Raw genomic sequence first — 26,800 nt, 5'->3', positions numbered from 1 at the left:
GATTTTACTTGCTAAACTTTAAGAGTCCGGATAAATAACTCTTAAGAAGGCTGGTCTAAACTAGGAATGAGGGAGTGCAAATATGGAGGATAACCATCAGATTACGTGCGAAATACTGGTTACAAGCGATATTCATGGGCATATATATCCGACGGATTACCGGACTCGCGAGGAGCGGAACCTCGGTCTTGCCAAAATAGCAACGATGATTCGTGCAGAACGGCTACGGGCGCCGGAGCTGCTGCTAGTGGACAATGGAGATTTGATTCAAGGGACTCCGCTCGCTGCATACGCATTGAAACATAGGGACGGTGTGCATCCTGCGGTAACCGTGCTTAATGAGCTGCATTATATTGCTGCCGTGCCGGGGAATCATGAATTTAACTATGGAATGGATTTGCTAAAGCGGGTGATATGCGAATCAGACTTCCCTTGGCTGTCGGCAGGAATCGTGGATTCGGAGACGGGCGAACCGGCTTTTGGTAAACCGTATATTGTAAAGGTTGTAGGAGACGCAGTTAAAGTAGCGATTCTGGGCGTAACGACGCATTATATCCCTCACTGGGAGAATCCGGCACATATTCAGGGCCTGCAATTCAGAGATGCCTTAGAAACGGTCAGGGCCTGGGTCCCCCGCATTCGGCGAGAAGAACAGCCGGACCTGTTGGTGGTCGCTTACCACGGCGGATTTGAACGCGAATTGCTTACTGGCGACCCGGCGGAGAGATTGACCAGTGAGAATCAGGCATACGCGATGTGCACGGAAGTTGACGGCATCGATGTGCTAATCACTGGACACCAGCATCGGCTTCTGGCTGCTCAGGCAGGGGGAGTCACCATCGTACAGCCGGGTTGCAACGGACAAGCGCTCGGCAGGATCACAGTTGATTTTGCCAGAAAGGCTGAGGGTGGATGGAGAATACAGGAGAAGAGGGCTGAACTGCTTATCTCTGATGAGACGGTAGTGGCTGATGACACGGTGTTAGAGCTGACACATGAGATCGAGACCGAGACGCAGGACTGGCTCGATCGGCCGATAGGTCATGTGATTGGCGATCTGACGATATCCGACCCGCTGGCCTGCCGCTCTGCCGATCATCCTTTCATTGAGTTTGTAAACAAGGTGCAGATGGATGCGGCGGGGGTGGAGGTATCGAATACAGCACTGCTGAATAACGAGTCGGCGGGGTTCGGGCCCGTGATCACGATGAGGGATGTCTTAACGAACTTCATGTACCCGAATACGCTGACTGTATTGAGGCTAACCGGCTGGGATATCCGGGCGGCGCTGGAGCAGACAGCTGCTTACTTCATGCTTGATTCGGGCGGACGACTGGGTGTGAATCCAGCTTACTTGGAGCCGAAGGCGCAGCATTACAATTACGATATGTGGGAAGGCATTGAATATGAATTGGACGTTACTAGGCCGATCGGCCGGCGAGTAGTCAAGCTAAGCCGGGGCGGGGCAGCGCTCACAGATGATATGGAACTTGATGTTGTCATGAACAATTACCGTGCCGGAGGGGGCGGGGATTACGACATGTACAATGGGAAGCGGGTCATGAGGGAGATTCAAATTGATATGTCTGATCTGGTAACCGACTATATTGTGAAGCAGGGAACCATAACTGCAACATGCAACTCCAACTGGAGAGTGATAGTGGGGCGGTGACTGGAATCATAGGTACGGTTAACGGTATATATTAACGTTTCGTTGTTTTCTCTTTCATTTTCTGTTTCAGAATTTCATGAAAGGTAATGCGCTTCTTCCCAGTCTGTTCCCTCTTGATGGTATTAACGGTTTGTGGCCGTGGGTACTGGTGATGGAACGGTACCATCGTATGTACAGTCAGCATGTGACGATCCTCCTAATACCGGGATTTGTATAGATATACCGGATTTAAAAAATGATTTTTTACATTTTAACCACCTGCGATGAGTTATGAAACGTTTTTTACCAAAAAGGGGAGAAAAGTCTTAGTAAATACAAAAATCCCCACCTTCCTGAAAAGAAGATGGGGATTTTTTACTAAGGCTAAAGCGCCGGTCATATGTGTTATTTCTGGTTATTTGCGATCATCTGGCGAAGCACCGTTTGCAGGATACCACCGTTATGGTAATAGTCCACATCGACCATGCTGTCCAGACGAGCAATGACAGGGATTTCGAAACGAGTGCCGTCTTCGCGGGTGGCGACAACGGTCAGCTCTTGACCCGGCTTCACGTTGTTGTCCAGGCCGAGAACATCAAATGTCTCACGTCCGTTCAGCCCAAGGTTCTGCCATCCATGTCCTTCCTGGAACTGAAGTGGCAGAACACCCATGCCTACAAGGTTGGAACGGTGAATCCGCTCGAAGCTTTCTGCCAGTACAGCTTTGACGCCAAGCAGGTAGGTACCTTTTGCCGCCCAGTCACGGGAGCTGCCTGTACCGTACTCTTTACCCGCAATAACGATCAGATTCTGACCGCCATCTTGGTAGTTCATCGAAGCGTCGTAGATGGACATCACTTCGTCGGTTGGCAGGTAAGTCGTTACGCCGCCTTCTGTACCTGGAGCAACCTGGTTGCGGATCCGGATGTTAGCGAAAGTACCGCGCATCATGACTTCGTGATTACCACGGCGGGAACCGTAGGAGTTGAAGTCTTTACGTGCAACACCGCGTTCGTTCAGGTAAACGCCTGCTGGGCTGTTCACTGCAATGTTACCGGCCGGAGAGATATGATCCGTTGTTACGGAATCACTCAGCAAAGCAAGTACACGAGCTTCGCGGATATCTTGAATATCGTTCAGGCTGTTTCCAAGGTTTTCGAAGAACGGAGGATTCTGAATGTAGGTGGATTGGTTATCCCACTCATACAGCTCGCCTTCTGGTACAGGAATCGCGTTCCAGCGCTCGTTGGCAGTAAATACGTTCGCGTATTTGCTGCGGAATGCATCCGCGCTTACGGATTGGCCGATCGCTTCGCGGATTTCCGCACTTGTTGGCCAGATATCCTTCAAATATACCGGTTCGTTGTTCGGATCGTAGCCGATTGGATCGTTCTGCAGATCGATGTTTACCGTACCAGCCAGCGCGTAAGCTACGACGAGCGGCGGCGAACCCAGGTAGTTAGCTTTGACCTGTGCGTGAACACGACCTTCAAAGTTACGGTTACCGGAGAGTACAGCCGCAACAGTCATGTCATTATCTGTGATAGCCTGGCTGACTTCGTCCGGAAGCGGACCGGAGTTACCGATACAAGTTGCACAGCCATAGCCGGCAACGTAGAAGCCGAGTGCTTCCAGATAATGCAGAAGGCCTGCCTTCTCCAGGTAGTCTGTAACAACAAGGGAGCCTGGGGTCAAGCTGCTCTTCACGTAGCCTGGTTTTTTCAGACCGCGCTCAACCGCTTTTTTCGCCAGGAGACCTGCACCCAGCATAACGCTCGGGTTGGATGTGTTAGTACAGCTCGTGATCGCTGCAATAACAACCGCGCCGGCTCCCATTTCACTAGTTGTACCGTCTTTATGGCTAACGGTTACTTTCTGCTCGATTTTCTCATCGCTTAGACCGTAACCGCCTTTATCGATCGGGGTACGGATAATGTCGTTAAAGTTGTCTTTCATATTCGTGAGCTCAATACGGTCCTGTGGCCGTTTAGGACCAGCCAAGCTTGGTACAACCGAAGCCAGATCCAGCTCGATAACATCTGTAAATTCCGGATCAGCTGTTTCAGCTGTGCGGAACATATTCTGTGCTTTATAGTAAGCTTCCACGAGCTCAACCTGATCATCAGGGCGGCCCGTATTCCGGAGATATGCGAGTGTCTCGTCGTCAACCGGGAAGAAGCCGATGGTAGCACCATATTCTGGAGCCATGTTCGCTACGGTCGCACGGTCAGCTAGACTGATATTGGCCAGACCCGGGCCATAGAATTCAACGAATTTGCCGACAACGCCTTTTTTGCGGAGCATTTGAGTAACGGTCAGAGCGAGGTCGGTTGCTGTAGCGCCTTCTGCCAGACTGCCTGTCAGCTTAAAGCCGACAACCTCAGGTGTTACGAAATAAAGTGGTTGTCCGAGCATACCAGCTTCCGCCTCAATGCCGCCGACACCCCAGCCAACAACGCCGAGACCATTGATCATGGTCGTATGGGAGTCTGTACCTACGAGGGAATCTGGGAAGACAAGTGTTTCGCCATCAACCGTCTTCGTTGCTGCTACGGATGCGAGATACTCCAGGTTAACTTGGTGAACGATACCCGTTCCCGGAGGAACAGCACGAAAGTTATTGAATGCAGTTTGAGCCCAGCGAAGGAAGCGATAGCGCTCTTCGTTACGCTCGAATTCTACTTTCATATTATATTCGAGAGCTTGGTCGGTACCGAAAGCGTCAACCATAACCGAGTGGTCGATAACGAGATCGACAGGTACGAGCGGATTGATCTGCTTCGGATCTCCGCCGGATTTTTTAACCGTATCACGCATGGCTGCAAGGTCTACAACGACCGGTACACCGGTGAAATCCTGCAATACGATACGGGCTGGAATGAATGGGATTTCTTTATTGCTGTCCAGTCCCTCATTCCATTTGGAGAGTTGCTTCACATGTTCTTTCGTAATTGCACGTCCATCAAATTGACGGACAGCCGCTTCAAGCAATACCCGGATGGAGAATGGAAGCTTCGATACACTGCCATGTCCTTGCTCTTCCAGAGCCTGTAGGCTGAAATAACGGTAATTTTTCCCGCCCACCTCAAGCGTTCGGGAGATCGAAAATTGGTCCTTAACTGACATAGATGAACCTCCTTGAGTCATATCGATTTTTTCACAGTTGTTTCATTAGGTGAAACACAATTTCAAAATTTAACTTACTTTAAGTATAACGTTTACAAGTTCTGACGTAAAGCATTTTTTGCAGGAAATAACGCATTTCCACGAGCTTATTTATGCCCAATTTTCCAGCGATTCCGACGAAAAGCTCGGTTCATAGCGGGGCCTGTTTCTTCATATAATGTGTTATGTATATCTTCCCGGGATGATGACGGCGATGGAAAGTCCGGAAAGGGGCGAAGAAGATGGTGAAAACGAAAGAAGCACAGCGACCTTGGAAAAATGCTTTGTATACTTATGTGGATCAATATAACCAGAGCCGGGTGGATTACGGATCGGGCCTGAGAGAACAAATCGTGACGGATCTCGATTATCTGATGGAGCGGGGAGAAAGGCAGTTCCGCATTCAGGCCTGGTACGCCGAGCGGGAGGTAACTCCCCAGAAGAGCGAGACAAGAGCGAAGCTCCACCGAATCCTTCGGGAGACGGAGGACGATGTTGTAGCGGATGTTCGCCTGCACACGGTGTTCTTTTATGAAAAAAGAGGCGTGACTCATCGGGAAGACACCATCAGCCAGGAACGGTTGACAGTTGTACGCGACGGTGACGCCTGGCTTATTGTTGGCGTGGAGCGGATTGAAGATGAACGACATCCTTTGAATGAGCCTGATAGGGAATTTAATGCCCATCATGAAGCCTCAGGTCCCGTTCCTTCCATACCTCTGATCAACAATGGAGTTTATGCAGCAGGAACTCATTCACGCACAGGCCGTTACGAACGAGAAGCGGCTGCCTCATACGCTGATAAATGGTGGGATTCGGGCAACCCGGAGTTTACGACATTCGCTGTGGATTGCACGAATTATATCTCTCAATGCCTCTTTGCAGGCAAAGCCCCAATCCACTATACTGGTAAAAGAGAAACGGGATGGTGGTACAAGGGTTATGTGAACAGCCGGGAATGGTGGAGCTACAGCTGGGCGGTTTCGAACAGCTTCGCTCGGTATTTGAACACCAGTACTTCCGGTTTAAGAGCGGAAATGGTGGAGCGTCCGGAGCAGCTGATGCTCGGGGATGTCATCGTCTATGATTGGGATGGTGACGGAGCATTTCAGCACAGTACGATCGTTACGGCATTTGATGCCGGCGGTATGCCGCTTGTGAACGCTCATACGGTCAGCAGCAAGCACCGTTACTGGGATTATCGTGACTCGTATGCCTGGAATGATAATACAGTGTACCGTTTTTACCATATACCCGATTACTTTTAGCGTGACAGCATGATATGCTACAATTCGTAAAAAAGAGAGGTTTCGCATGGGACAGGACAAATTAACGGTAGGATTAGTATATGGCGGTAAATCGGGAGAACATGAGGTTTCGCTTTCGACGGCCTTTGCGGTCATGAACGCTTTCGATTTTGATAAATACGAAATTATTCCTTTCTATATTACTAAACAGGGAACGTGGAGAATCGGCGGCAAGCTCGCTACACCGTTCTCAGATGCCTCTGAGCTGAAGCTTGAGGACGGAGAAGGTACACAAGCTGCGCTCAATGCGGTCTTCAGCAGACTGTACGGTAACGAGGAAACAGCGGTTGATATTATGTTCCCGCTTCTTCATGGCACCTTTGGTGAGGACGGCACGATTCAGGGACTATTCGAGATGGCAGATGTTCCTTATGTCGGAACGGGTGTACTTGCCTCAGCGGCGGGCATGGATAAAGGAGTCATGAAGAAGCTATTTGCACAAGTGGACCTGCCGCAGTGCAAATATTGCTATTTCAACCGATCCCAGTGGGAGCGGAGCAGTCATGAACTGCTGCAGCGCATGGAGGACGAACTTGGTTATCCTTGCTTTGTGAAACCGGCTAATCTGGGCTCAAGCGTCGGCATTTCGAAAGCGAGAGATGCTGAGGAACTGAGAAGCTCGATTGAGACAGCACTGCGTTTTGATAACAAAATTATTGTGGAAGAATTTGTGGACGCTCGCGAGGTTGAAGTCAGCGTACTTGGCAATGACGAGCCAATGGCTTCGGTACCGGGTGAAATTGTCTCTTCCAGTGAATACTATGATTATGCGGCAAAATACACGGATGGACAATCAGAGATGCTCATTCCTGCTCCGGTGGAGCCGGATACGGCTGATCAGCTGCGGGAACTTGCCATTACGGCATTCAAAGCTATTGAAGGCAATGGTATTACGCGGGCTGACTTCTTTATTCGGCGCTCGGATAGTGCTATTCTTATTAATGAAGTGAATACAATGCCGGGCTTTACACCTTACAGTATGTATCCGCTGCTCTGGAGAGAGACTGGCGTATCTTACCGCGAACTGCTTGACCGGATGATTGATCTGGGAATCGAGCGGCATAACCGCAAGCAGGCATTGGTTTACGAGAATGAAGCTTAAGAAGTAAAAGTATTATAGTAAGTGAATACCAAGGGGAGTCCGCGCATATCACGGCTCCCCTTGATTCTAATCTTTTATATCGGAAAGGGAGGCTGGCGCATGGGATTTCAAACCGAGTTCAATTCCGTTTGTAAGTTTAAGAATGAGCAGGAGCTTTACGAGCTTCTGGAATACGGACGGGGAAAAATGCTGAAGGAAGGGCTTCGTGTTTTTCCAGCAGGACAAAAGGTGATTGCCTATACCCCTGACAACAAAGCGGTTGCGATTGTATTGATCACGGCCAGTGTGGCAGAGATCAACTTTCAGGGCCGTGAAGTGACTTCTGTCGAGCTGCAGCTTGTACGCAAACTGACCGACGAGGAGTCCAAAGTGCAGACGGATCTGGCTTACGAAATGTTTTTCGGAAACCAGGCATGATTGTAAGGTTCGGATATGTGGCCATGTCCACGGTCGTTCAGAATTGTTCGCCCTCCAAGACGATGACGATGAAGAGTTTCATAAAGCTGGATGACCGTGAGGCGGCGATCCGGAAACTGGAGCGTCTGGCTGCCGAGAATCTGCACAATACGCTGCGTCTGCTAAAACATAATCTCGCTCATGATATTCAAGTCTACCGTATGACATCTAAATTCATTCCTCTCGGTACACACAGAGATCTTAGCGATTGGGAACCATATCCTGCACTTAAAGAAGGATTTGCCGAAGTTGGCCAGTTTGTGAAGCAGCACGGGATGAGGGTTTCTTTCCACCCGGATCATTTTACCGTGCTGAGCACGCCCCGTCCTGAGGTGCTCGATAATTCCATACGAGATTTGAGACATCATACGAACATGATGATGGCGATGGGGCTTAGTGCATCCATGAAGAACAATATTCATATCGGCGGTGCGTATGGGGACAAGCCTTCTGCGGCCGCAAGGTTTGAAGAGCATTTTCAGCTACTGGATCAGAATATTAAGGAACGTCTTACGCTGGAAAATGACGACAAGACGTTTAATGCTCTGGAGACGCTCGCTGTATGCCGGAAATTGGGACTGCCGATGGTACTCGATATTCATCACCAGTGGGTGAACAATGAGGGGGAAGCTCCTTGGGAGCTGTGGCCCGAAATTCTCCCTACATGGGACACAACTTTGGCACAAGCCGGTTCTGAGCCGGATCATCCTTTGCCTCCGAAGATTCATGTGTCCAGCCCGAAAAGCCCTACCGATATCCGAAGTCATGCTGATGGTGTGGATGTTGTGCCGCTGCTGTCTTTTTTGAGAAAAATCGCTGGAGTTACGCAGCATCTTGATGTGATGATCGAAGCAAAACTGAAAGACGGCGCCTTGTTCGGGTTAATGAAAGATCTATCGCGCTATGAGAACGACGGGGTTAGAATGGTGAACGGTGCCTCTGTTGAAATCACTCCCTAAGGCTTCCGGACCCAGTCGACTTGCATCGGAGATGGAATTACGGTAACGTTTGAAATATAGAGGATTGGTGAAGGTTCGTTCTTGGCAGGCTCTGAAAAGCGCAGCACGGAACGGACTTTTGTTGAATTGAAGCACAATTTGAAACAAAGGCATTATTCGCGAAACATGCCCTTACTTCTCTCGTATAAAATGAATAGGATAATATAAATCTCTTAATTAAGATTCATATAGAAAGTAGAGTGAACGCATTGAATAAAAAAGAAAAGGTACCTTATGTGGTAACCAGCAAAAGTTACACAGCCGTTGCGATCAACTGTGCTGCAAAAGCAGGGGAATGGATCAAGAGCAGGATTGGAACCGTAAAACAGCTCAGCACCAAAACCTCTGCTCAAGATTTGGTAACCGAGGTGGACAAGGGTGCGGAGCAGATGATCCGCAAGCTGATTTTGACCCACTTTCCGGACCATGCCATTTTGGGTGAAGAGGGTGTTGAACCGGGAGCAGAGGCTTCCATGAAAGCACTGGAAGCTGCGAAAGAAGAACCATATTTGTGGATTGTTGATCCGATTGATGGGACGACTAATTATGTTCATGGCTTTCCTTTTTATTCGGTATCGATTGCACTGGCTCACAAAGGCGAAGTTATCGTTGGTGTTGTATACGATCCGTCGCGTGACGAGTTGTTTATTGCAGAGAAAGGGAAAGGGGCATATGTCCACGGGAATCCTACCCTGGTGTCCAAGGAATCGTCGTTATCCCAAAGCCTGCTGGCTACCGGCTTCCCGATGGATACATCTTTCAATTTACCGCAAAACATGGCAGGACTTCAGGCGCTTCTTCCGAAGGTTCGTAATGTGCGTGGAGGCGGATCTGCTGCTCTTCATATGGCGTATGTTGCCGCAGGCCGTCTGAGCGGTTACTGGGAACTCGGATTGAATGCTTGGGATGTCGCTGCTGGTGCTCTGCTCATCCAGGAATCGGGCGGAAAGGTAACTGATACCGAAGGCCGGCCTTACGACCTAGCTGTCCGTAATGTTGTAGCCACAAACGGAGCTATACATGAAAGCGTGCTGGATACCTTATCCGAGGCAGAGGCGACGGGTTTCAGGAAAGACTAGATCAAGACGTAAAGAAGTAAAAGAGAAGATTTGTGATTTGTACCCTCTACCACAACAGATAAAGGAGTGTCTGTGATGAATGATAAGCGGGATCAGGATTTGGAGCGGCAGCTCAGTGAACTGTTGACGGATGGTGAGATGGAATCGAAGAACAAGGAGGAGGAGGGCCGTCGCCTCATTCCACCCAAGTATGAGGTTCGTGTTCAAACGACGCTGGATCCGATTGTAGAGGAAACCCGTAAGTACCGTAGCATCGCCAAGGAGATGGATGACCGGTATGATAAATATATGGAGCGGGCAGGCGGTAATAATGACGGTTCGTCAGATTCCGGTAGCAGCACATAGACGATATTCACCGAAAGAGCAGTTCCCTTCAGGGGCTGCTTTTTTAATTTCTATATTCGGTATTCTGAAATGGATATGGTAAAATTGACATGTTGGATATTTTAGCTAAAGGGGTGTAACAATGCTGCAAGTTTGGAAAAAGGGTTTGGCTCCAGTCACCACCATCATGCTGATGGCTATGCTGTTATTGGGATCATGGGCGGTAGCGCCAGCGTCTGCTCAGGAGCAGCAGTTAGCGAAAAACGATAATACATACCGCATCGTTTCTTTAGGAGACTCGCTTACGGTAGGTTATGAACCGGGGATGGACATGAACTCGAAGCCTTACGGTTTCGTAGAACGTCTGCTGGAGCAGGGACTATACCATAGCCGCACGGAAGTCGTTAATCTTGGTATAGCCGGCCTTAAGACAGATGGGCTTCATCAATATGTTCAAGCCATTGTTGATGAACGCGCGATTTCAGCAAATGATATCCAGAGCGGATTGCAGGATCCTCGTGTTGCTACTATCGGCTCGGAAGCTGCTCAGGCTAAAACGCTGATTGCCGGTGCGGATGTCATTACAGTGACCATTGGCGGTAACGATATGATGGGGCTGGTGAAGACGGCAGGCACGTTAACTACGGAGGAGCTTATGGCCCGTGTTGAGGAAGTGCTGAAGATATATACTGACAATGTAACAGCAGTGGTAAATAATCTACACAGCATCAATCCTGATGCTGTGATCGTGCTGGCAGATCAGTATCAGCCGATTCCGAAAATGGCGGATAAAGTTGTTTATCCGAAGCTGTTAGAAGCAGCAGACCAGTTTACTAAGCTGGTTGATGGAATGGCAGAAACTTTTGGTAAGAACGGAATAACCGTTAAAGTAGCGCATGTGGCCAAGGAGTTTGTCGGGTCTGAAATGACGATGACTCATATTTTGAAGGAAGATATTCATCCGAATCAGTACGGTTATGAAGTAATGGCACGTGTTTTCTCGGAAACAATCTGGGGCGGTTATACCAAACCTGTTGTATACGAAGCAGAGCAGCCGATGGGGATTATCGTCAGCGGTAAAGAAATCAAGACGCCTTACAAACCGGTGATGGTTAAAAATCAAAATTTCGTAGCTATTCAAGATATCGTAAATGCTGTCGGAGCAGAGAGCAAGTGGAGTAACAAAACTTCCAGCGCGACCATCACCTACGGTGACAAAGAAGTTGTGATCAAGATCGGTTCGAAGTCTGTTAAAGTGAACGGAACTCCTGTTAGCATCGATACACCAGCCTTTTTACACAAGGTAGGCAAAGAGCAGAAGACATATGTTCCTCTGGCGGTATTGGCTTCAGGGCTAGGGTTTGATGTTCAGTATAATTCAAAGCTCAGAACTGTCTTTATTAATCCGTAATGAACATTTTATTTAGTACAATGGCCATCTAATTAAAAAAGAGCTGTACCTAAGGTTAACAACCTGGGACAGCTCTTTTTTTAAGTCATATATTCTATTGTTTCATCGCCTTAAACGATTCTTCTGCAGCTGCGAGAGTAGCGTCAATGTCTGCTTCGGTATGCGAGGTGGTCAGGAACCATGCCTCATACTTAGATGGTGCCAGGTTGATGCCGCGGTCAAGCATGTGGCGGAAGAAGGCTGCAAATGCTTCACCGTCTGTATCCTGTGCTTCATCGTAATTAGTTACAGGGTGGTCGCAGAAATGTGCCGAGAAGGAGCCGCGGATCCGGTTAATCGTGAGTGGGATGGCATTTCGATCAGCAGATGCTTTCAAGCCCTCAGTAAGCTTGATGGTCAAGCGTTCCATCTCTTCATATACACCTTCGCCTTTCAGCACTTCCAAACAGGCGATACCAGCAGAGATGGAAGCAGGATTGCCTGCCATGGTTCCGGCCTGATAGGCCGGACCAAGCGGAGCAACTTGCTCCATGATATGCTTGCGACCGCCGTAAGCACCGATGGGCAGGCCGCCTCCGATAATTTTGCCCAGAGCAGTCAAGTCCGGCTGAATCGCTTCGTGGTTATCCAGTCCCGCATACGTTTGAGCAGAGCCGTAATGGAAGCGGAAAGCGGTAATGACTTCATCGTAAATGACAAGCGATCCGTTTTCATGAGTCATCTGACAGAGTCCTTCAAGGAACCCCGGTTCCGGCATAACCATGCCGAAATTGCCGACGATCGGCTCAACCATGACGGCAGCGACATCTTCGCCCCACTTATCAAGCGCTTCGCGCAGACCGTTCAGGTTATTGAACGGAACGGTGATAACCTCGTGGGCAATGCTTGTCGGGATACCGGCGCTATCCGGGATGCCAAGCGTGGAAGGACCGGAACCTGCGGCAACTAGCACGAGATCGGAATGGCCGTGGTAGCAGCCGGCGAACTTAATAATTTTGTTCCTCTTTGTATATGCACGCGCAACACGTATCGTAGTCATCACGGCTTCTGTGCCAGAATTGACGAACCGGACTTTGTCGAGGGAAGGGATGGCTTCTTTCAACATGTTAGCTAGCGTAATCTCCAGTTCCGTTGGTGTACCATAGAGAACACCGTTCTCGGCCGCTGCCGTAATTGCTTTAGTCACATGTGGATGGGCATGTCCGGTAATAATCGGGCCGTAAGCGGCCAAATAGTCAATGTACTGGTTACCATCTTCGTCCCAGAAGTAGGCGCCTTTTGCACGTTTCATAAACACAGGTGCGCCGCCACCCACTGCTTTAAAAGAACGGGAGGGGCTGTTGACGCCGCCGACGATATGCTGAAGCGCTTCTTGGTACAATACTTCCGATCGTTTTCTAGATTTAGACATTTTTAGAGTTCCTTTCTTCATGAATCAGGACAGGCTGCGATTCGCGGCCTGTCCTGATCTTGTTATAAGATGTTAGTTATGTTGCGAAGGTCAGTTGGAATCCGAGGATAGACCGGCATTATTCGTGGTTTTTGCATCCTGTTTATCACTCTGTTTACCCGATTCTGTATCACTGTTGTTTGTTTCGGATTCAGACACTGGAGAATTCAGCACATCTTGGACATACTGTTTCAGTGTACCCGGATCTTTCACAGTCAGAACCGCAGCGCCGCCGATATTGGCTTCAACCAACAGTTTCATTGGGGGAACTTGTTCGCTGCCTTTCATTTTACTCTGATATGCTACATTAGCAAGTTTCCACATATCATTGACGTCCATATTGGTATCAATATAAGGACTTACCGCGTTCAGAATCTCCGGCATCTTCATGATGGACGTGGTGGACTGCATTTTTTTGCCTACAGCTTTCATCAGTTCGCGCTGACGTTCCGTACGGGTGAAATCGCCCATTTTGTCATAACGGAAACGTGCATATTGCAGCGCTTTATTGCCATCAAGATGCTGCATGCCTTTCTTCAAATCGATGTCGTACTCGTTCTTGTCAGCCTTACTGGAATACTTCATGTCTTTTTCTACGTAAAATTCTACGCCGCCGACGGAATCCACCAGCTTCATAAAGCCCTGAAAGTCTGTGTACACATAGTATTGAATAGGAATGCCGAGCAGATCTCCGACAGCCTTCATAGCCGTGTTAGGACCATGGGTGATGGCGGTGTTAATCCGGTTCTGGCTGTGTCCGGGAATTTCTGTATATGTATCTCTGAGGATGGAGAACAAATGTATTTTCTTTTGGACTGGATCGATTGAAGCAACGAGCATACTGTCCGAACGCGGAATCTCGCCTTCTTCAAAACCGCGGGCATCCACACCCATGAGCAAAATGTTAACAGGTTCTGTTCCTTCCCATTTTGGGGGCTCCGGTGCTTTGGCATCGACCTTTTCAATCTCCCGGAAAGGAGAGGCTTCCCCTTTCTTTTGCAGACCTTCAAGACCGCTGTAGATGGATGAAACATAATAAGTTCCATAGCCTAGAATACCGGCAATAATAATGCTTACGGTCCATATAATTGTCTTTTTTGTTCTTTTGTTCATTGAGTTCTTCCTTTCGGATTACGCTTGATGAATAATTTGGTATTACATTTGAAAAATCCGCATTCATTCCATTATAATTTTTTTTGAAAAGACAATCAATTTTTACGGGCAAAAACCTCGTCCCACAAGGAGATGAACTTGCAAAAATGACTCAAATTCAAGTACAGATCGGCAGTGAAATTCCAGACTTCACCCTCCCAGCCTCGAACGGAGAGCGCGTTTCTCTAAGTGATTTCCGGGGGAAGAAGGTCGTTTTATATTTTTATCCAAAAAATATGACACCCGCATGTACCAACGAGGCATGCAGCTTCCGAGATAACTACGGGGAGCTTGAGCGAGCAGGGGCTGTTGTCCTTGGCATAAGCGCAGATCCACTCAAATCGCATCATAAGTTTATTCAAAAGTATGACCTTCCTTTTCTGTTACTATCCGACGAGGATCATACGGTCAGTCTTTTGTTCGGCGTATGGCAGCTGAAGAAGATGTACGGACGCGAATTTGAAGGCATTGTCCGCTCCACATTTCTAATCGATGAAAGAGGTAGGCTTGTAAAGGAATGGCGCAAAGTAAAGGTTGCCGGTCATGCCGAAGAGGTGCTTCAAGCTGTACAGTCATAATCTAATCATATAAAAAGCGGTCCCGCATCATGCCTGTACAGGCCATGGGGACCGCTTTTTATGTAGGGAAAGATCCTCGCCGCGGCGGGCCAAACTCTTTAATAAAGATTCTAGTCTTTTTTTGAATAGCTCTCCATATAATCTATCAGAAAGCCAAACCGAACTCATAGAAATGGTGGAGGTAGTTTATATGTATAAAAACGTTGTAATCATTACTCGAATCGCACTGTTATTCGTTCTGGCAGCAGTTCTTATTTTGACCGGTTTCATGACCTCCCTTCAGCCAGGACATTCTTTGATAAATGTATCATTGGCTGAGGATATGGCAGAGGCAGCGCCTTTTACAGCAGAAGTACATAACGCATCTGAAGCAACAGTATACAGTGGTGCTGTAAGCGTATCGACGAAGTCGGTCTTAGCGCCTGCAACTGCTGTTAAAGAGAAGAAACATTCTGCTAAAACAGTGTACCTTACCTTTGATGACGGTCCTTCCGGACTCACTGGAGAGGTGCTTGATATATTGAAAAAATCGGGAATAAAAGCTACGTTTTTTGTGCTTGGAGAGCAGGCTGCTGTTCGTCCGGAGTTGATTGCAAGAATATTTGAAGAGGGCCATGCTATTGGCAATCATACATATAATCACGAATACAACAAACTCTATGAGAAGTTTCAAGAGTTTTGGAGACAGGTCAAACAAACCGAAGAGACTATTAGGCTCATTACTGGAGTCAGGCCGCAGCTTGTAAGAGCTCCGGGCGGGACGGCAGGCAAATTTGACGAAACCTACTTCCGACTGTTGAAGCAGGGAGGGTATCAGGTGTTTGATTGGAATGTGGACAGTGGTGATTCTAAACGTAGAGGAGTTCCTGCAGAGGAGATTTTAAAAGGAGCAACAACCCCTGTAAGCGGTAATGAGGCGATCGTACTGCTGCATGATGGGGCAGGACATGAGGAAACGGTGAAGGCGCTCCCTGGTATCATCGCTTTTTATAAAGAGAAGGGGTATAACTTTGATGTCCTGACGCCGGAGATGGAGCCTGTTCAGTTCAAGCTTCATAGCAATGTAAAGACGAAACAAGAACAGCCGGGAAGTCGGTGGATTGCGGAGAATGTGGCACATAATGCGGCATTGTTTAAACAGGGCAGGACGCTGGCTGTGGACATGGGCGGACTTGCGACTGAATTTGCTCCCGGAGAATACCGTATGGAGAATGGGAAATTTATGGTTCCTCTGAGGTCGGCTGTTGAGCGGCTCGGGGGAGGTGTATTTTGGAAAGCTGAGAGTAGGACGGTTCAAGTATCCTTGACAGATGCTCGTTGGGAGGCCGACCCTATCAAGGGAACAATGACGTTGAGCGGAATCCGCGGAAAAACGGCTGTATCAGAAGTTAAATTTATCGGTCATACGGTCTGGGTGCCGATCCGGGATGTTTTAGAAATATCCGGTCATCCTGTAAAGGATGTCGTTTCAGGCGGTGACGTATACAGAATTGTAACTTTATAGACAAAATAATCGTATTTTGTGTTTGTAATTATGTTACACAAGTTATAGACTAATAGATGTTAGAGATATTTATCACAATCCCAACGGACGTGTTTTAATAAGGGAGGGGGAATTGTTCCCCCTGCTTTATTTTGGCGATAGAGAATAACGGAAGTTCTCACTTTTGACAGTGATGCATAATAGCTACCGGTTATCCTAAAATTACAACTAATCGGTTCAAATCGCCGCCAAGTTCTTCTTGGGAACTCATTTAAAGTAAAGGAGGCAATTCTAATGACAGAAACATCCCGTCCGCAACAATCCGAAGCTTCGGAGACTGTTGCTGAAAATCTAGGAGCTCCGATGACGGACCGCCTCGATGTGTTCGACCAATTGATGAAGCCGGAAGTTCAGGAATCGCTGACTATTCTCGTGGACAATCTTCCGAAGCTTACTGAAATGCTTACGTTCTTCACGAAAGCATATGATTTCGGTAAATCGGTAGCCACCGATCCAGTACTTGCAGAAGACACTATGGCCTCGCTGACTGGCTTTACGAAGCCTGTAACAGATACGCTGAAGAGTGTAACTTCCGCAGCGATCGAAGCCGGAGACCGTGTGCACAATCAGAATGATCAGGGAGCAATCAGCGTATTCGGTCTGATGAAGATGCTGAAAGACCCTCAAGTTCAAAAAGGTCTGCGCTATGCACAGGCTTTTATGGACGTTATGAACGAACGCGACCAACAGAACAAGCGTTAATTCTCAATAATTATTTGAAGAACGGAGGATGGTCATGTCTAAACACATATTAATCTTGGGCGGAGGCTATGGCGGACTGCTGAGCGCTCTTTCTGCCCGGGAGCATTTCGGCGTGAATGACGCTAAAATTACATTGGTTAACCGTTTCCCGACTCATCAGATCATTACAGAACTGCATCGTCTGGCTGCAGGTAACATCTCGGAGAAGGCCGTTGCCCTCCCACTGGATAAACTGCTCCGCGATGCTAACGTCGATCTGCGCATCGGTACGGTAAAGGAAATTAAGCCGGATGAGCGTTCCGTGTCATTGGAAGGTGGAGGCCAATTCACTTACGACATGCTGGTTGTCGCTTTGGGCAGTGAAACCGCATTTTTTGGCATTCCCGGACTTCAGGAAAACAGCTTTATCCTCAAATCTGTTAATGACGCTAACCGCCTGCGTGCACATGTGGAAAGCCGTATTGCAGAATACAGCAAAACGAAAAACAAAGCTGACGCTACTATCGTTGTTGGCGGAGGCGGCTTGACTGGTGTTGAACTTGTCGGTGAGTATGCTGACATGAAGACTGAGCTTGCCCGTAAATACGGCATCTCTCCTGAAGAGATCAATCTGTACTGCGTTGAGGCTGCACCTTCGATCCTGCCAGGCTTCCCAGCTGAGCTGGTTGATCGTGCAACGACAAGTCTTCAAAACCGCGGTGTAACATTCCTGACGGGTCTTCCGATCACGAAAATGGATGGTACAACGGTTGAACTGAAAGACGGAAGCACATTCGAAACGAGCACGCTCGTATGGACTGGCGGCGTACAAGGAAATTCTGTGGTTGCGAACTGCGGTATTGAAGTGAACCGCGGCCGTGCCGTAGTTAACGAGTTCCTTCAGTCCACATCCCATCCGGATGTATTCCTGGCTGGTGACAGTGCGGTAGTTATGGGTCCAGAAGGACGTCCTTATCCTCCGACTGCACAGTTAGCTTGGCAGATGGGCGAACTTGCTGGTTACAATATGTACGCCTATACCAAAGGCGGAGCTTTGGCTTCGTTCATCCCTGTGTTCTCTGGTACACTGGGAAGCTTGGGTCGCAAGGACGCGATCGGAACGATCGGTGCCAACAAAACTCAGCTTAAAGGTCTGCCTGCAACGATGATGAAGGAAGCTAGTAACCTTCGTTACTTGTCCCACATCAAAGGTCTGTTCACACTGGCTTACTAAGCCGATTGGCAGTAATTAAGACATAAATCAAACGAGCCTCAGTCGAGGCTCGTTTTTTTTTTGAAGCCGCCGGGGAGTCTATCTTTCCGCTTTCTTGGAAAACCTATTCATAGAATAGTTTCTCCTAACCTCTCTGCGTAATGAGCAGGAGAGGAAATGAACGGGAAGCGGAGGTTTGAAGCCATTGTTCAGTTCATCTATTTATCAGGAAGAGACTCCATATCCGGAGTGGGCTCCTGAACTGTTGGAAAGAGTAATCAAACGGGTTGGCGGTGTTATTGTCGGTCATGAAGAGCAGATTCGATTGACGTTTATAGCCATGCTGGCGGGAGGGCATGTGCTGTTGGAAGATGTGCCCGGAGTAGGAAAGACCATGCTTGTGCGTTCTGTTGCTGCTTGTCTCGGTTGTGATTTTGGACGAATTCAATTTACATATGATTTGATGCCGGGGGATATTACAGGGATTTCGGTTTATTATCCTCACATCGGTGAGTTTGAATTTCGGCCCGGTCCGGTGCTGTCAAACATCGTATTGGCGGATGAGATTAATCGTGCTTCACCACGTGCTCAATCGGCACTGCTCGAAGCTATGGAAGAAGGTAAGGTTACGGTGGATGGCAGGAGCTATCCACTTCCTTCACCATTTTTCCTGCTAGCAACACAGAACCCGTATGAGTTTGAAGGAACGAGCCGTTTGCCGGAAGCGCAGATGGATCGATTTTTAATGCGCTTGTCTCTTGGTTATCCAGGAATTGAGAACGAGATGTTAATGCTTGAACGAGGATACAATCGGAGTCCTATAGAAAGCGTTAAGCCGATAATGGCAGGCTCGGAAATGGTGTCTATGCAGCGGATGGCGGCTCGGGTTTTTGTCGATGAGAGCATTAAAAAATATTTGGTTGCAGTGGCCGATGCTTCACGAAGGCAAAAGGGTGTGCGGCTTGGAATCAGCCCGCGGGGAACCTTGGCTTGGATGCGGGCATCCCAGGCGGCTGCTTTTATGGAAGGGCGTATGTACGTTATTCCGGATGATTGTCTGCGGGTAGCGGGTCCTGTGTTAGCCCACCGGATTCACTTGACCCATGATGCACGTGCAACGGGATTAGGGCAGCTGGAAACGATAGAGACGCTGATCAAGTTGTTTGAGCTTCCGCGGCAGCGCAGTCGAAAGGGAGGCCGGATGTGAACAGTCGTAGACTGGAGTGGGGGAGGGCGCTGTGTATATGGCTAGCAAGCTGGGGACTGTACGTTTGGCTAGGCGGCCAGTCATTGCAGTTTCTTTGGTGGCTTTGCTCTGCAATACTTCTTAACGGAGCGCTTCTACAAGGGTTCGGCCCCTCGAACATCGCTGTTCAGCGAGACATATCGCCTACCTGCCTGTACGCTGGAGAGGAAGCGGAAATCACGGTTACCATTCAATTTAAATCCTGGATGCCGCTGCCATGGATCATGCTAACGGACCGGATCGGAGAGTTTACCGTCCGCAAGCTGTGGTTTCCCGGGTTTCGACGTTCTGTCAGCTATTCCTATTCACTCAGAAACTTGAAGAGAGGAAACTGGCCGTCTATTGATTCATCTATCGAATGGGGAGATCTGTTTGGATGGTTTCGCTCAGGCAGAACGGTTGTAAACCCTGCAGGACTGATCGTTCTGCCACGACCGCTGAGCATGCGAGGTATGCTTAACCTTTCCCACGGATCGGATGAAGAAGTTGATAGCGTACATCGTCCTTCACAATTCGCTCTTCCGGGACACGGGTTAAGAGATTATATACCGGGTGATTCCTTAAACCGAATTCATTGGAAAAACTCCGCCCGTCTCGGTAAGTTGCAGACTTTTCTTCCTCAACCGGGGCGGAATATTGACAGATGTATTATTTTGATCACATCACAAGACGGATACCCGAATTCTGTGGGGTCAAAGCTCGATACATCTTTTGAAGATGCTATTGCAGCTTCAGCAGGGTTGCTGTACTCTTCGGCCGTGACTCTTGGAACACCGTCCCTGTGGATCGGAGGAATGGGCCGATCATCCGTTCGGCCTGAAAGAACGCGGGGTGAGGACTATGATATGCTGATCCCGCTGGCCTCCGTCCCGTCTCAACCCGGCAATGGCACGGCTGTTGACATTTTGGAGAGAGCTGCAGCTGATGAGGACCACACAACCGAACTCCACGTTGTAACGGGAACGATAAATCCGGCTTTGATGAAATCGGCCATTCAAATACTGTCTTCGGGAAGAAAAGTGAGCATCTATTGCACTAGTCCAATTCCGGTAACGAGTATAAAGCCTACTCCTGAACTGGCGCTGGATCAGTACGCCCACGGAGGGATGCTACAGCCGGGACATATGGGAGAAGTATCGGAAGACCCGTATTTCCGTGCTGGTGGACGATTGTTGTACATATCCGGTGAAAAGTTATACGAAATCACAACCAGCGGGGGAGGGGGTGACGGGGATGGAAAATATCAGCAGCTTACTCGTTAACCCGGGTAATTCATCAGACAGAGCATCCACAGGATTACGCATGGTATTCCGCCCTTCACCAGGACCGCTAGCCATGAGGCTGTTCATTAGCTTGCCGATATTCGGATTACTTACGGGGTGGCTCCTCCCCCTACAGGGACTGGGTGGCGATGATGATCTTATGCTGGAGACACTGTTCATACTGGCCGCTTTTTTGCTGCTGCAGGGACTTTTTACAATACGGGAGTGGGTGTGGCTTCCGTTAAATGCTTGTATCGTCCTGCTATTATGGGGGCGGCTGTTTGACTCTAACGATCCATTCACGTGGTTTCTCGGATATGTGCAAGACGTCCTTCCTCAAGATACGAATACGGTTTTAAGTTTAGGTACATGGCAGTTCAGTGAACTTAGTGAGGAGACGAGAGTACTCGTACTGCTTCTCGGATGGGGGATTATGGTGTCAGCGGTGTACATGCTGGCTTTATATCGCAGGACGGTGTGGTTGTTCGGGGGGGCAACCATTGTCTATTTGGCTGCGTTGGAATCGGGTCTTGAGCAGCCTGTGTATGATGATATGTTCAGGGCAACCTGCTTCATTCTAACCACACAAGGCCTGATGTTATTTCTTAGGCTGAAGAGTGAAGAGAGTGCGAAGACGGGCTTTGAAGTTCTCGGAGTTAAACCGAAACGTCCAATGGCGGTCATCTTACGCTGGAGTTTATGTGTAATTCTCCTGACAGCTGCTCTTACAAGCCTGATACGCGCAGGAGGAGATTTTGTGCCTGCACGGACTGGCTCCGGCCTTACGATTGCCGCTATAACTGATAAGCTTCAGGATTGGTCCTCAGGGTTGTCAGGCAAAGATGCGCCGGCCGAAAGTGTAAGTCTGACCGGATACGATTCATTGGCACAAGAGATGGGAGGACCGCTGACGATAAGCCAGGATCTTTTCTTCACGGGGGAAACGTCTGTGCCTACATACTGGAGAGGTGAGGCACTTCAGTATTATGACGGAAGACGATGGATTGCTGGAGATATGGCGGGAACCAGCGTTGAAATAGCTGAGGATTTAAGCGGCATGCTACCGCAACAGACGGTTATTCCAACCAATGAAATCGTTCAGAAAATTACTTTGGCAGCTCCACCTTCTGCGGGTCTTCCTCTCTTTTCAGGGGGATTAATTACGAGAATTATTGGAGTTCAAGGAAATGACGAGAAGAAGCTGGAGTCCGGGATCATGGCTGATTCTGAGTCCGGTAGTCTTAGGTTCCAAAAAGCAAGCCCCGGTATATCCAGTTACACGTTAGAGACAAGGTTGCAGACCCCTCGTGAGAGACTTCAACTCCGTTCTGACCAACCCGATCCGGAACCGATTGCAAAAACCTATTTGCAGCTTCCGGATTCATTGCCGCAGCGGGTGCGTGATCTGGGAAAAGATATTACGGCAGGGATCACTGGCAGGTATGAAATGGCAATGGCTGTCGAATCCTATTTAGAACAAGAGTATACCTATACGCTGAAAACGAAAGTCCCTCCGGCTGGACGGGACTTTACCGATCATTTTTTGTTTGATGCTAAGGAAGGCTATTGCACACATTTTGCAACGGCGATGGTGGTTCTTTTGCGGACCCAGGGTATCCCTGCCCGTTATGTCATGGGATTTGCTCCTGGTGAGAAAATTAACGGTACAACAGATTCGTATCGGGTTACTCAGGAAGAGGCTCACGCCTGGGTTGAAGTTTATTTTCCCGGAGAGGGATGGGCTGCTATTGATCCTACGCCAGGGTTCAACGCCGGGCTTGATGCTGTTTCCCCACAAGAGACATCTTCGGGAGTACCTTCGGATACGCCTTGGCGGCTTACTGAAATGATTCAAATGATAGCGAATTCTATTCAGGCATGGATTACAGATGCACAGCTTATGACAGCCGCCATTTTTGTATTGGTACTATTACCGATCCTGATTGTTGCCGTATTAGCGCTGGTGCGGAGGAAAACGGTGTTCTCTGCTGTGCGTTCGTTTGCTGTACCTGTTACAGAACGGGATAAATTGACCGCAGTATCGGCTAAGCTATGGAAGAAGCTTGAGAAGAAGTATGGGGCTATTGAAACCGGCATTACGATTAGAAAATACATACAATCCTTAAACATCGATAATGAAGATCTGCGTTCGGAAATTCAGTTGTTTGCAAGCCTTTGGGAAAGAGCCGCGTATAAGGAAGAACCGCTTTCCCGAACCGAAAAGAGACTCTATTTACGCCAATGCCGTACGATTGCCAAAAAACTGGTATGAAATCTACACCTCCCCTTTCTTGACGGTATGAATTGGGGTTGCGTATAATTAATCTCAATAATCAAGGGAGGCCCGGTAATGAATAAACCTAATGAAATCATCGTCGTCTTGGACTTCGGTGGACAGTATAATCAATTAATAGCACGACGCATTCGTGATCTTGGTGTGTACAGTGAGCTCTTGCCTTACAACACGCCAGTTGACAAAATCAAAGAACTCTCACCACGGGGTATCGTCTTTTCCGGCGGTCCATCCAGTGTGTATGCAGAAAATGCACCGCATGTAGATCCAGCTATCTACGATCTTGGACTTCCGATCTTCGGAATTTGCTACGGTATGCAGCTGATGGCACAACAGCTGGACGGCAAAGTTGAGCGTTCTTCAAAGCGCGAATACGGCAAAGCTGATCTGGAGTTTAATGCAGGCACTACATTGGTAGAAGGTTTGGAGTTGAAGCAAACGGTATGGATGAGTCATGGCGACCATGTGGTTTCCCTGCCATCCGGGTTTAAACTGGATGCTGGTACGGAGTCCGCTCCGATTGCAGCGATGAGTAATGAAGAGAAGAAGCTGTATGCGGTGCAGTTCCACCCTGAGGTTCGCCACTCTGTACACGGTAATGAAATGATCCGCAATTTCCTTTATGAAGTTTGTCAATGTGAAGGTAACTGGTCGATGGAAACTTTTATTGAAGATCAGATCCGTGAGATTCGTGAAGAAGTCGGCGACAAAAAAGTTCTCTGCGCATTGAGTGGCGGAGTAGATTCCTCCGTTGTAGCGAAGCTTATCCACAAAGCGATCGGCGATCAATTAACTTGTATGTTTATTGATCACGGCTTGCTGCGTAAAGGCGAAGCTGAAAGTGTAATGGAGACTTTCGTCGGCAAATTCGATATGAAAGTTGTCAAAATCGACGCGCGCGATCGATTTATGTCCAAGCTGAAAGGCGTGGATGATCCGGAACAAAAACGTAAAATTATCGGCAACGAGTTTATCTATGTGTTTGATGAGGAATCAACTCAGTTTGATGATTTCGCATTCCTTGCTCAAGGCACACTGTATACAGACATTGTTGAAAGTGGAACAGATACGGCGCAGACCATTAAGTCTCATCACAATGTTGGCGGTCTGCCTGAAGATATGAAATTCCAACTGATCGAGCCGCTCAAGGCGCTCTTTAAGGATGAAGTTCGTAAGGTCGGCGAAGAGCTGGGTCTGCCAGAAGCCATCGTATGGCGTCAGCCGTTCCCAGGTCCGGGTCTTGCGATCCGTGTTCTTGGCGAAGTTACAGAGGAGAAGCTGACCATCGTCCGCGACTCTGATTACATTTTGCGTGAAGAGATCGCCAAAGCAGGTCTTGATCGTGAGATCTGGCAGTACTTCACGGCACTGCCGAACATGAAGAGTGTAGGTGTCATGGGTGACGCCCGTACTTATTCGTACACGGTTGGTATCCGTGCAGTAACGTCCATTGACGGAATGACTGCGGACTGGGCTCGTATTCCATGGGATGTTCTTGAGAAGATTTCCGTTCGAATTGTCAATGAAGTTGATAACGTAAACCGTATCGTTTACGATGTTACGTCTAAGCCGCCAGCAACAATTGAGTGGGAGTAGTCTCTCTAACAGCTTAGAACTAGAATGAACGGCATGCACCTCCAGCCAGGATGAAGATGATTCTGCAAATGCGGGATACTTCAGCTAGCTGGGGGTGTTTTTTTATGGGAATAGGGCTCATTGACTACGTCCACTATGAAGATGACGTCAATTTCCGAACGATTTAAATAATCAAAACTATTAACATTCGCTTTTATTGTTGACAAGATTCGAGCTTCGTCCTAGAATGAGTTTAGTAAATGACAACAACGATAAGTGCTTTTTCGTATAATCCTGGGAATCGGCCCGGGAGTCTCTACAAGGTCACCGTAATGATCTGGCTACGAAAAGAAGAGCTGCAAAGGTGCAAATGCGGATATGCTGCATCCGGAGTGTGAATGAATGATTTTGTTCAGGTCCCGGATGGAAGTGTGTGGTGCGATGCATGGTTGTTAAGCGACTCTTTTTTTGAAGCGGGTGCCCTGGGAGAATTCTTCTCAGGGCTTTTTTTTCGTCGTTGGTCACTAATTTTAAGGGGGATATCTCAACAATGGAGCGTTTCTTTAAACTAAAGGAACACGGAACAAATGTCAGAACCGAGATTATCGCAGGATTGACGACCTTCATGACGATGGCTTACATTCTTTTTGTCAACAACCTGTTTCTCGGACCTGATGGTGCGGGCATTCCGCAAGAAGGCGTATTTTTCGCCACAGCAGTAGGTGCGGGTCTCGTAACGATTGTGATGGGATTGTTCGTTAACATTCCGATCGCGCTTGCTCCGGGCATGGGTCTGAACGCTTACTTTATGACCGTCGTACTGAGCTCGAACGGAGCCATTACATGGCAGGCTGCCTTGGGAGCGGTTTTCCTCTCCGGTATTGTTTTTATCATTCTTACAGTAACGAAAGTACGCCAAATGCTATTGACCGCTGTGCCTAACAATTTGAAAATTGCAATCACGGTCGGTATTGGCTTGTTTATTACAATTGTCGGTTTGAAACTGGCTAACCTGGTCATGGTGAATGTTAACCCAGGTACGGATATCAGTCATCCGGTTGCCGGTGGAGCCTTTAACTTGGCTTTGGGGAATTTTATTGAACAGAAAGATACACTACTTGCACTGATCGGGTTGTTCCTGATTGCTATTCTGATGGTTCTGAAAGTTAAAGGAGCTTTGTTGATCGGTATCGTAGCTACAACGCTGATCGGAATTCCTATGGGGGTAACGAATGTATCGGGCCTTAGCGATGCGAGCTGGATTCCTTCATTCGATAACCTCGCGGTTGGACAGATGGACATAAAGGGAGCGCTCGGTATTGGTCTCCTAGAAGTCATCTTTATCTTTACATTCGTTGAATTGTTCGACACCTTCGGTACACTGGTTGGTACCGCAGGCCGTGCCGGTCTCTTGAAAAACAAAGAGGAAGGCGAGAAGAAACTTGGTAAAGCGATGTTGGTTGATGCGGGCGGCGTAAGTGCCGGTGCCTTCCTCGGAACAAGTACAATAACGGCATTTGTAGAGAGTGCTTCTGGGGTAGCTGCTGGTGGACGTACAGGCTTGACTTCTGTAACGACGGGCGTACTGTTTGTATTTTCATTATTCCTTGCCCCACTTGCTTTGGTTGTTCCTTCCGCAGCAACTGCACCAGCTCTGATCATTGTCGGTGTTCTGATGATGAGCCAAGTGCGCGATATTGATTGGGATGACTTCTACTTGGCTTTCCCTGCGTTTCTGACCATTATTTTGATGCCTTTCACTGGTGGTATCGCTAACGGTATCTCCGCGGGTATCATCTCTCATGTGGTATTGTCTGTTTTTGCGAAAATGACTGGCCGTGACACGAAAGTTCATTGGTTGATGTGGGTACTATTCGTAATTATCATTTTCCGATATGCATTCATGGGTATCGAATAACAAAGATTTCAGAGCCGCCTCTTCTATAAGAGGCGGTTTTTTTGTTCTTCAAATACATAATTTCAAATCACTTATTTAGACACATATAATGAAGGGATTATTTAAGGAATAAGTATATATGCATTGGGATACAATATTTTTGTGAAAAACAGTTGCAATTTAGGTGAGTGTCATGTTATATTATATTTCCGGCCGAGAACAACGGCTGGCACACACGAATTTCACGGTGAACAAGTAAAAATGAATTGAAAAAAATAATTCAAAAAAAGCTTGCTAACTTCGATAGAGTGTGTTATGATATAAAAGTTGCTGAGGCGAACGAGATTCGCTGGTGACACTGAAAAGTTGACCTTTGAAAACTGAACAACGAGTGAGTTAAACCGATCTTACTTCGGT

At 48.1% G+C, this 26,800-nt stretch carries 21 protein-coding genes and 1 riboswitch; of the genes, 17 read left to right on the top strand and 4 right to left on the bottom strand.

The window, feature by feature from the left end; all coding sequences use genetic code 11:
* Positions 1-82 precede the first annotated feature (82 nt).
* On the top strand, positions 83-1,672 hold the full coding sequence (locus B9N86_RS25125; RefSeq protein WP_208915815.1) for a bifunctional metallophosphatase/5'-nucleotidase: 1,590 nt from the start codon (positions 83-85) through the stop codon (positions 1,670-1,672).
* A 31-nt stretch (positions 1,673-1,703) separates the two neighbouring features.
* On the opposite strand, the gene B9N86_RS25120 is transcribed toward B9N86_RS25125, so the two are convergent.
* Positions 1,704-1,856, bottom strand: coding sequence for a hypothetical protein (locus B9N86_RS25120; protein ID WP_208915814.1), 153 nt, complete (start codon positions 1,854-1,856; stop codon positions 1,704-1,706).
* A gap of 200 nt (positions 1,857-2,056) precedes the next feature.
* Positions 2,057-4,777, bottom strand: a complete 2,721-nt coding sequence (acnA, locus tag B9N86_RS25115) for an aconitate hydratase AcnA (RefSeq protein ID WP_208915813.1) — start codon at positions 4,775-4,777, stop codon at positions 2,057-2,059.
* A 281-nt stretch (positions 4,778-5,058) separates the two neighbouring features.
* Here acnA and B9N86_RS25110 point away from each other — a divergent pair, with 281 nt between their 5' ends.
* From B9N86_RS25110 to B9N86_RS25080, 7 genes are all read left to right on the top strand, one after another.
* The gene (locus tag B9N86_RS25110) at positions 5,059-6,084 is read left to right on the top strand and encodes an amidase domain-containing protein (protein ID WP_208915812.1); all 1,026 of its coding nucleotides are present in this window, start codon (positions 5,059-5,061) and stop codon (positions 6,082-6,084) included.
* 46 nt (positions 6,085-6,130) lie between these two features.
* Positions 6,131-7,225 (top strand): D-alanine--D-alanine ligase, encoded by a 1,095-nt coding sequence (locus B9N86_RS25105; protein ID WP_208915811.1) that lies wholly within the window; start codon positions 6,131-6,133, stop codon positions 7,223-7,225.
* Positions 7,226-7,324: 99 nt separating this feature from the next.
* Positions 7,325-7,642: a hypothetical protein gene (locus B9N86_RS25100; RefSeq protein WP_208915810.1), complete on the top strand. Its 318-nt coding sequence runs from the start codon at positions 7,325-7,327 to the stop codon at positions 7,640-7,642.
* A complete protein-coding gene (gene uvsE / locus B9N86_RS25095) occupies positions 7,639-8,640 on the top strand; it encodes a UV DNA damage repair endonuclease UvsE (RefSeq protein ID WP_208915809.1) in 1,002 nt (333 codons plus the stop codon). Before B9N86_RS25100 ends, uvsE begins: the two co-directional genes overlap by 4 nt.
* 248 nt (positions 8,641-8,888) lie before the next feature.
* On the top strand, positions 8,889-9,758 hold the full coding sequence (locus B9N86_RS25090) for an inositol monophosphatase family protein (protein WP_425298554.1): 870 nt from the start codon (positions 8,889-8,891) through the stop codon (positions 9,756-9,758).
* A 75-nt stretch (positions 9,759-9,833) separates the two neighbouring features.
* Positions 9,834-10,103, top strand: a complete 270-nt coding sequence (locus B9N86_RS25085; protein WP_208915807.1) for a hypothetical protein — start codon at positions 9,834-9,836, stop codon at positions 10,101-10,103.
* A 121-nt stretch (positions 10,104-10,224) separates the two neighbouring features.
* Complete coding sequence (locus B9N86_RS25080) at positions 10,225-11,493, top strand: stalk domain-containing protein (RefSeq protein WP_208915806.1); 1,269 nt, start codon at positions 10,225-10,227, stop codon at positions 11,491-11,493.
* 94 nt (positions 11,494-11,587) lie between these two features.
* On the opposite strand, the gene B9N86_RS25075 is transcribed toward B9N86_RS25080, so the two are convergent.
* Complete coding sequence (locus B9N86_RS25075; RefSeq protein ID WP_208915805.1) at positions 11,588-12,904, bottom strand: glutamate-1-semialdehyde 2,1-aminomutase; 1,317 nt, start codon at positions 12,902-12,904, stop codon at positions 11,588-11,590.
* Positions 12,905-12,994: 90 nt separating this feature from the next.
* A complete protein-coding gene (locus B9N86_RS25070) occupies positions 12,995-14,056 on the bottom strand; it encodes an LCP family protein (RefSeq protein WP_208915804.1) in 1,062 nt (353 codons plus the stop codon).
* A 146-nt stretch (positions 14,057-14,202) separates the two neighbouring features.
* Here B9N86_RS25070 and bcp point away from each other — a divergent pair, with 146 nt between their 5' ends.
* The 9 genes from bcp to B9N86_RS25025 all read left to right on the top strand — a co-directional run bounded on the left by bcp (position 14,203) and on the right by B9N86_RS25025 (position 26,404).
* The gene (bcp, locus tag B9N86_RS25065; RefSeq protein ID WP_208920734.1) at positions 14,203-14,673 is read left to right on the top strand and encodes a thioredoxin-dependent thiol peroxidase; all 471 of its coding nucleotides are present in this window, start codon (positions 14,203-14,205) and stop codon (positions 14,671-14,673) included.
* 190 nt (positions 14,674-14,863) lie between these two features.
* Entirely contained in the window at positions 14,864-16,177 is a 1,314-nt protein-coding gene (locus B9N86_RS25060; RefSeq protein ID WP_208915803.1) for a polysaccharide deacetylase family protein, read from the top strand.
* Positions 16,178-16,450: 273 nt separating this feature from the next.
* Positions 16,451-16,918 carry a DUF1641 domain-containing protein gene (locus tag B9N86_RS25055; RefSeq protein ID WP_208915802.1) on the top strand — a complete coding sequence of 156 codons (468 nt, stop codon included), beginning with the start codon at positions 16,451-16,453 and terminating at the stop codon, positions 16,916-16,918.
* Positions 16,919-16,952: 34 nt separating this feature from the next.
* Positions 16,953-18,131: an NAD(P)/FAD-dependent oxidoreductase gene (locus B9N86_RS25050; protein WP_208915801.1), complete on the top strand. Its 1,179-nt coding sequence runs from the start codon at positions 16,953-16,955 to the stop codon at positions 18,129-18,131.
* A 184-nt stretch (positions 18,132-18,315) separates the two neighbouring features.
* Positions 18,316-19,317 carry an AAA family ATPase gene (locus B9N86_RS25045; RefSeq protein WP_208920732.1) on the top strand — a complete coding sequence of 334 codons (1,002 nt, stop codon included), beginning with the start codon at positions 18,316-18,318 and terminating at the stop codon, positions 19,315-19,317.
* Complete coding sequence (locus B9N86_RS25040) at positions 19,314-20,618, top strand: DUF58 domain-containing protein (RefSeq protein WP_208915800.1); 1,305 nt, start codon at positions 19,314-19,316, stop codon at positions 20,616-20,618. The genes B9N86_RS25045 and B9N86_RS25040 overlap by 4 nt, the downstream gene beginning before the upstream one ends.
* Positions 20,590-22,890, top strand: coding sequence for a transglutaminase TgpA family protein (locus B9N86_RS25035; protein ID WP_208915799.1), 2,301 nt, complete (start codon positions 20,590-20,592; stop codon positions 22,888-22,890). The genes B9N86_RS25040 and B9N86_RS25035 overlap by 29 nt, the downstream gene beginning before the upstream one ends.
* 78 nt (positions 22,891-22,968) lie before the next feature.
* Positions 22,969-24,507, top strand: coding sequence for a glutamine-hydrolyzing GMP synthase (gene guaA / locus B9N86_RS25030; RefSeq protein WP_208915798.1), 1,539 nt, complete (start codon positions 22,969-22,971; stop codon positions 24,505-24,507).
* Between the two features lie 243 nt (positions 24,508-24,750).
* Positions 24,751-24,850, top strand: a riboswitch (purine riboswitch).
* A 186-nt stretch (positions 24,851-25,036) separates the two neighbouring features.
* A complete protein-coding gene (locus tag B9N86_RS25025) occupies positions 25,037-26,404 on the top strand; it encodes an NCS2 family permease (RefSeq protein ID WP_208915797.1) in 1,368 nt (455 codons plus the stop codon).
* Positions 26,405-26,800 lie beyond the last annotated feature (396 nt).

Source organism: Paenibacillus uliginis N3/975 (assembly GCF_900177425.1).
GTDB classification, from domain to species: Bacteria; Bacillota; Bacilli; order Paenibacillales; family Paenibacillaceae; genus Paenibacillus_AQ; species Paenibacillus_AQ uliginis.
This window is presented reverse-complemented; position numbering and strand designations above follow the sequence as displayed.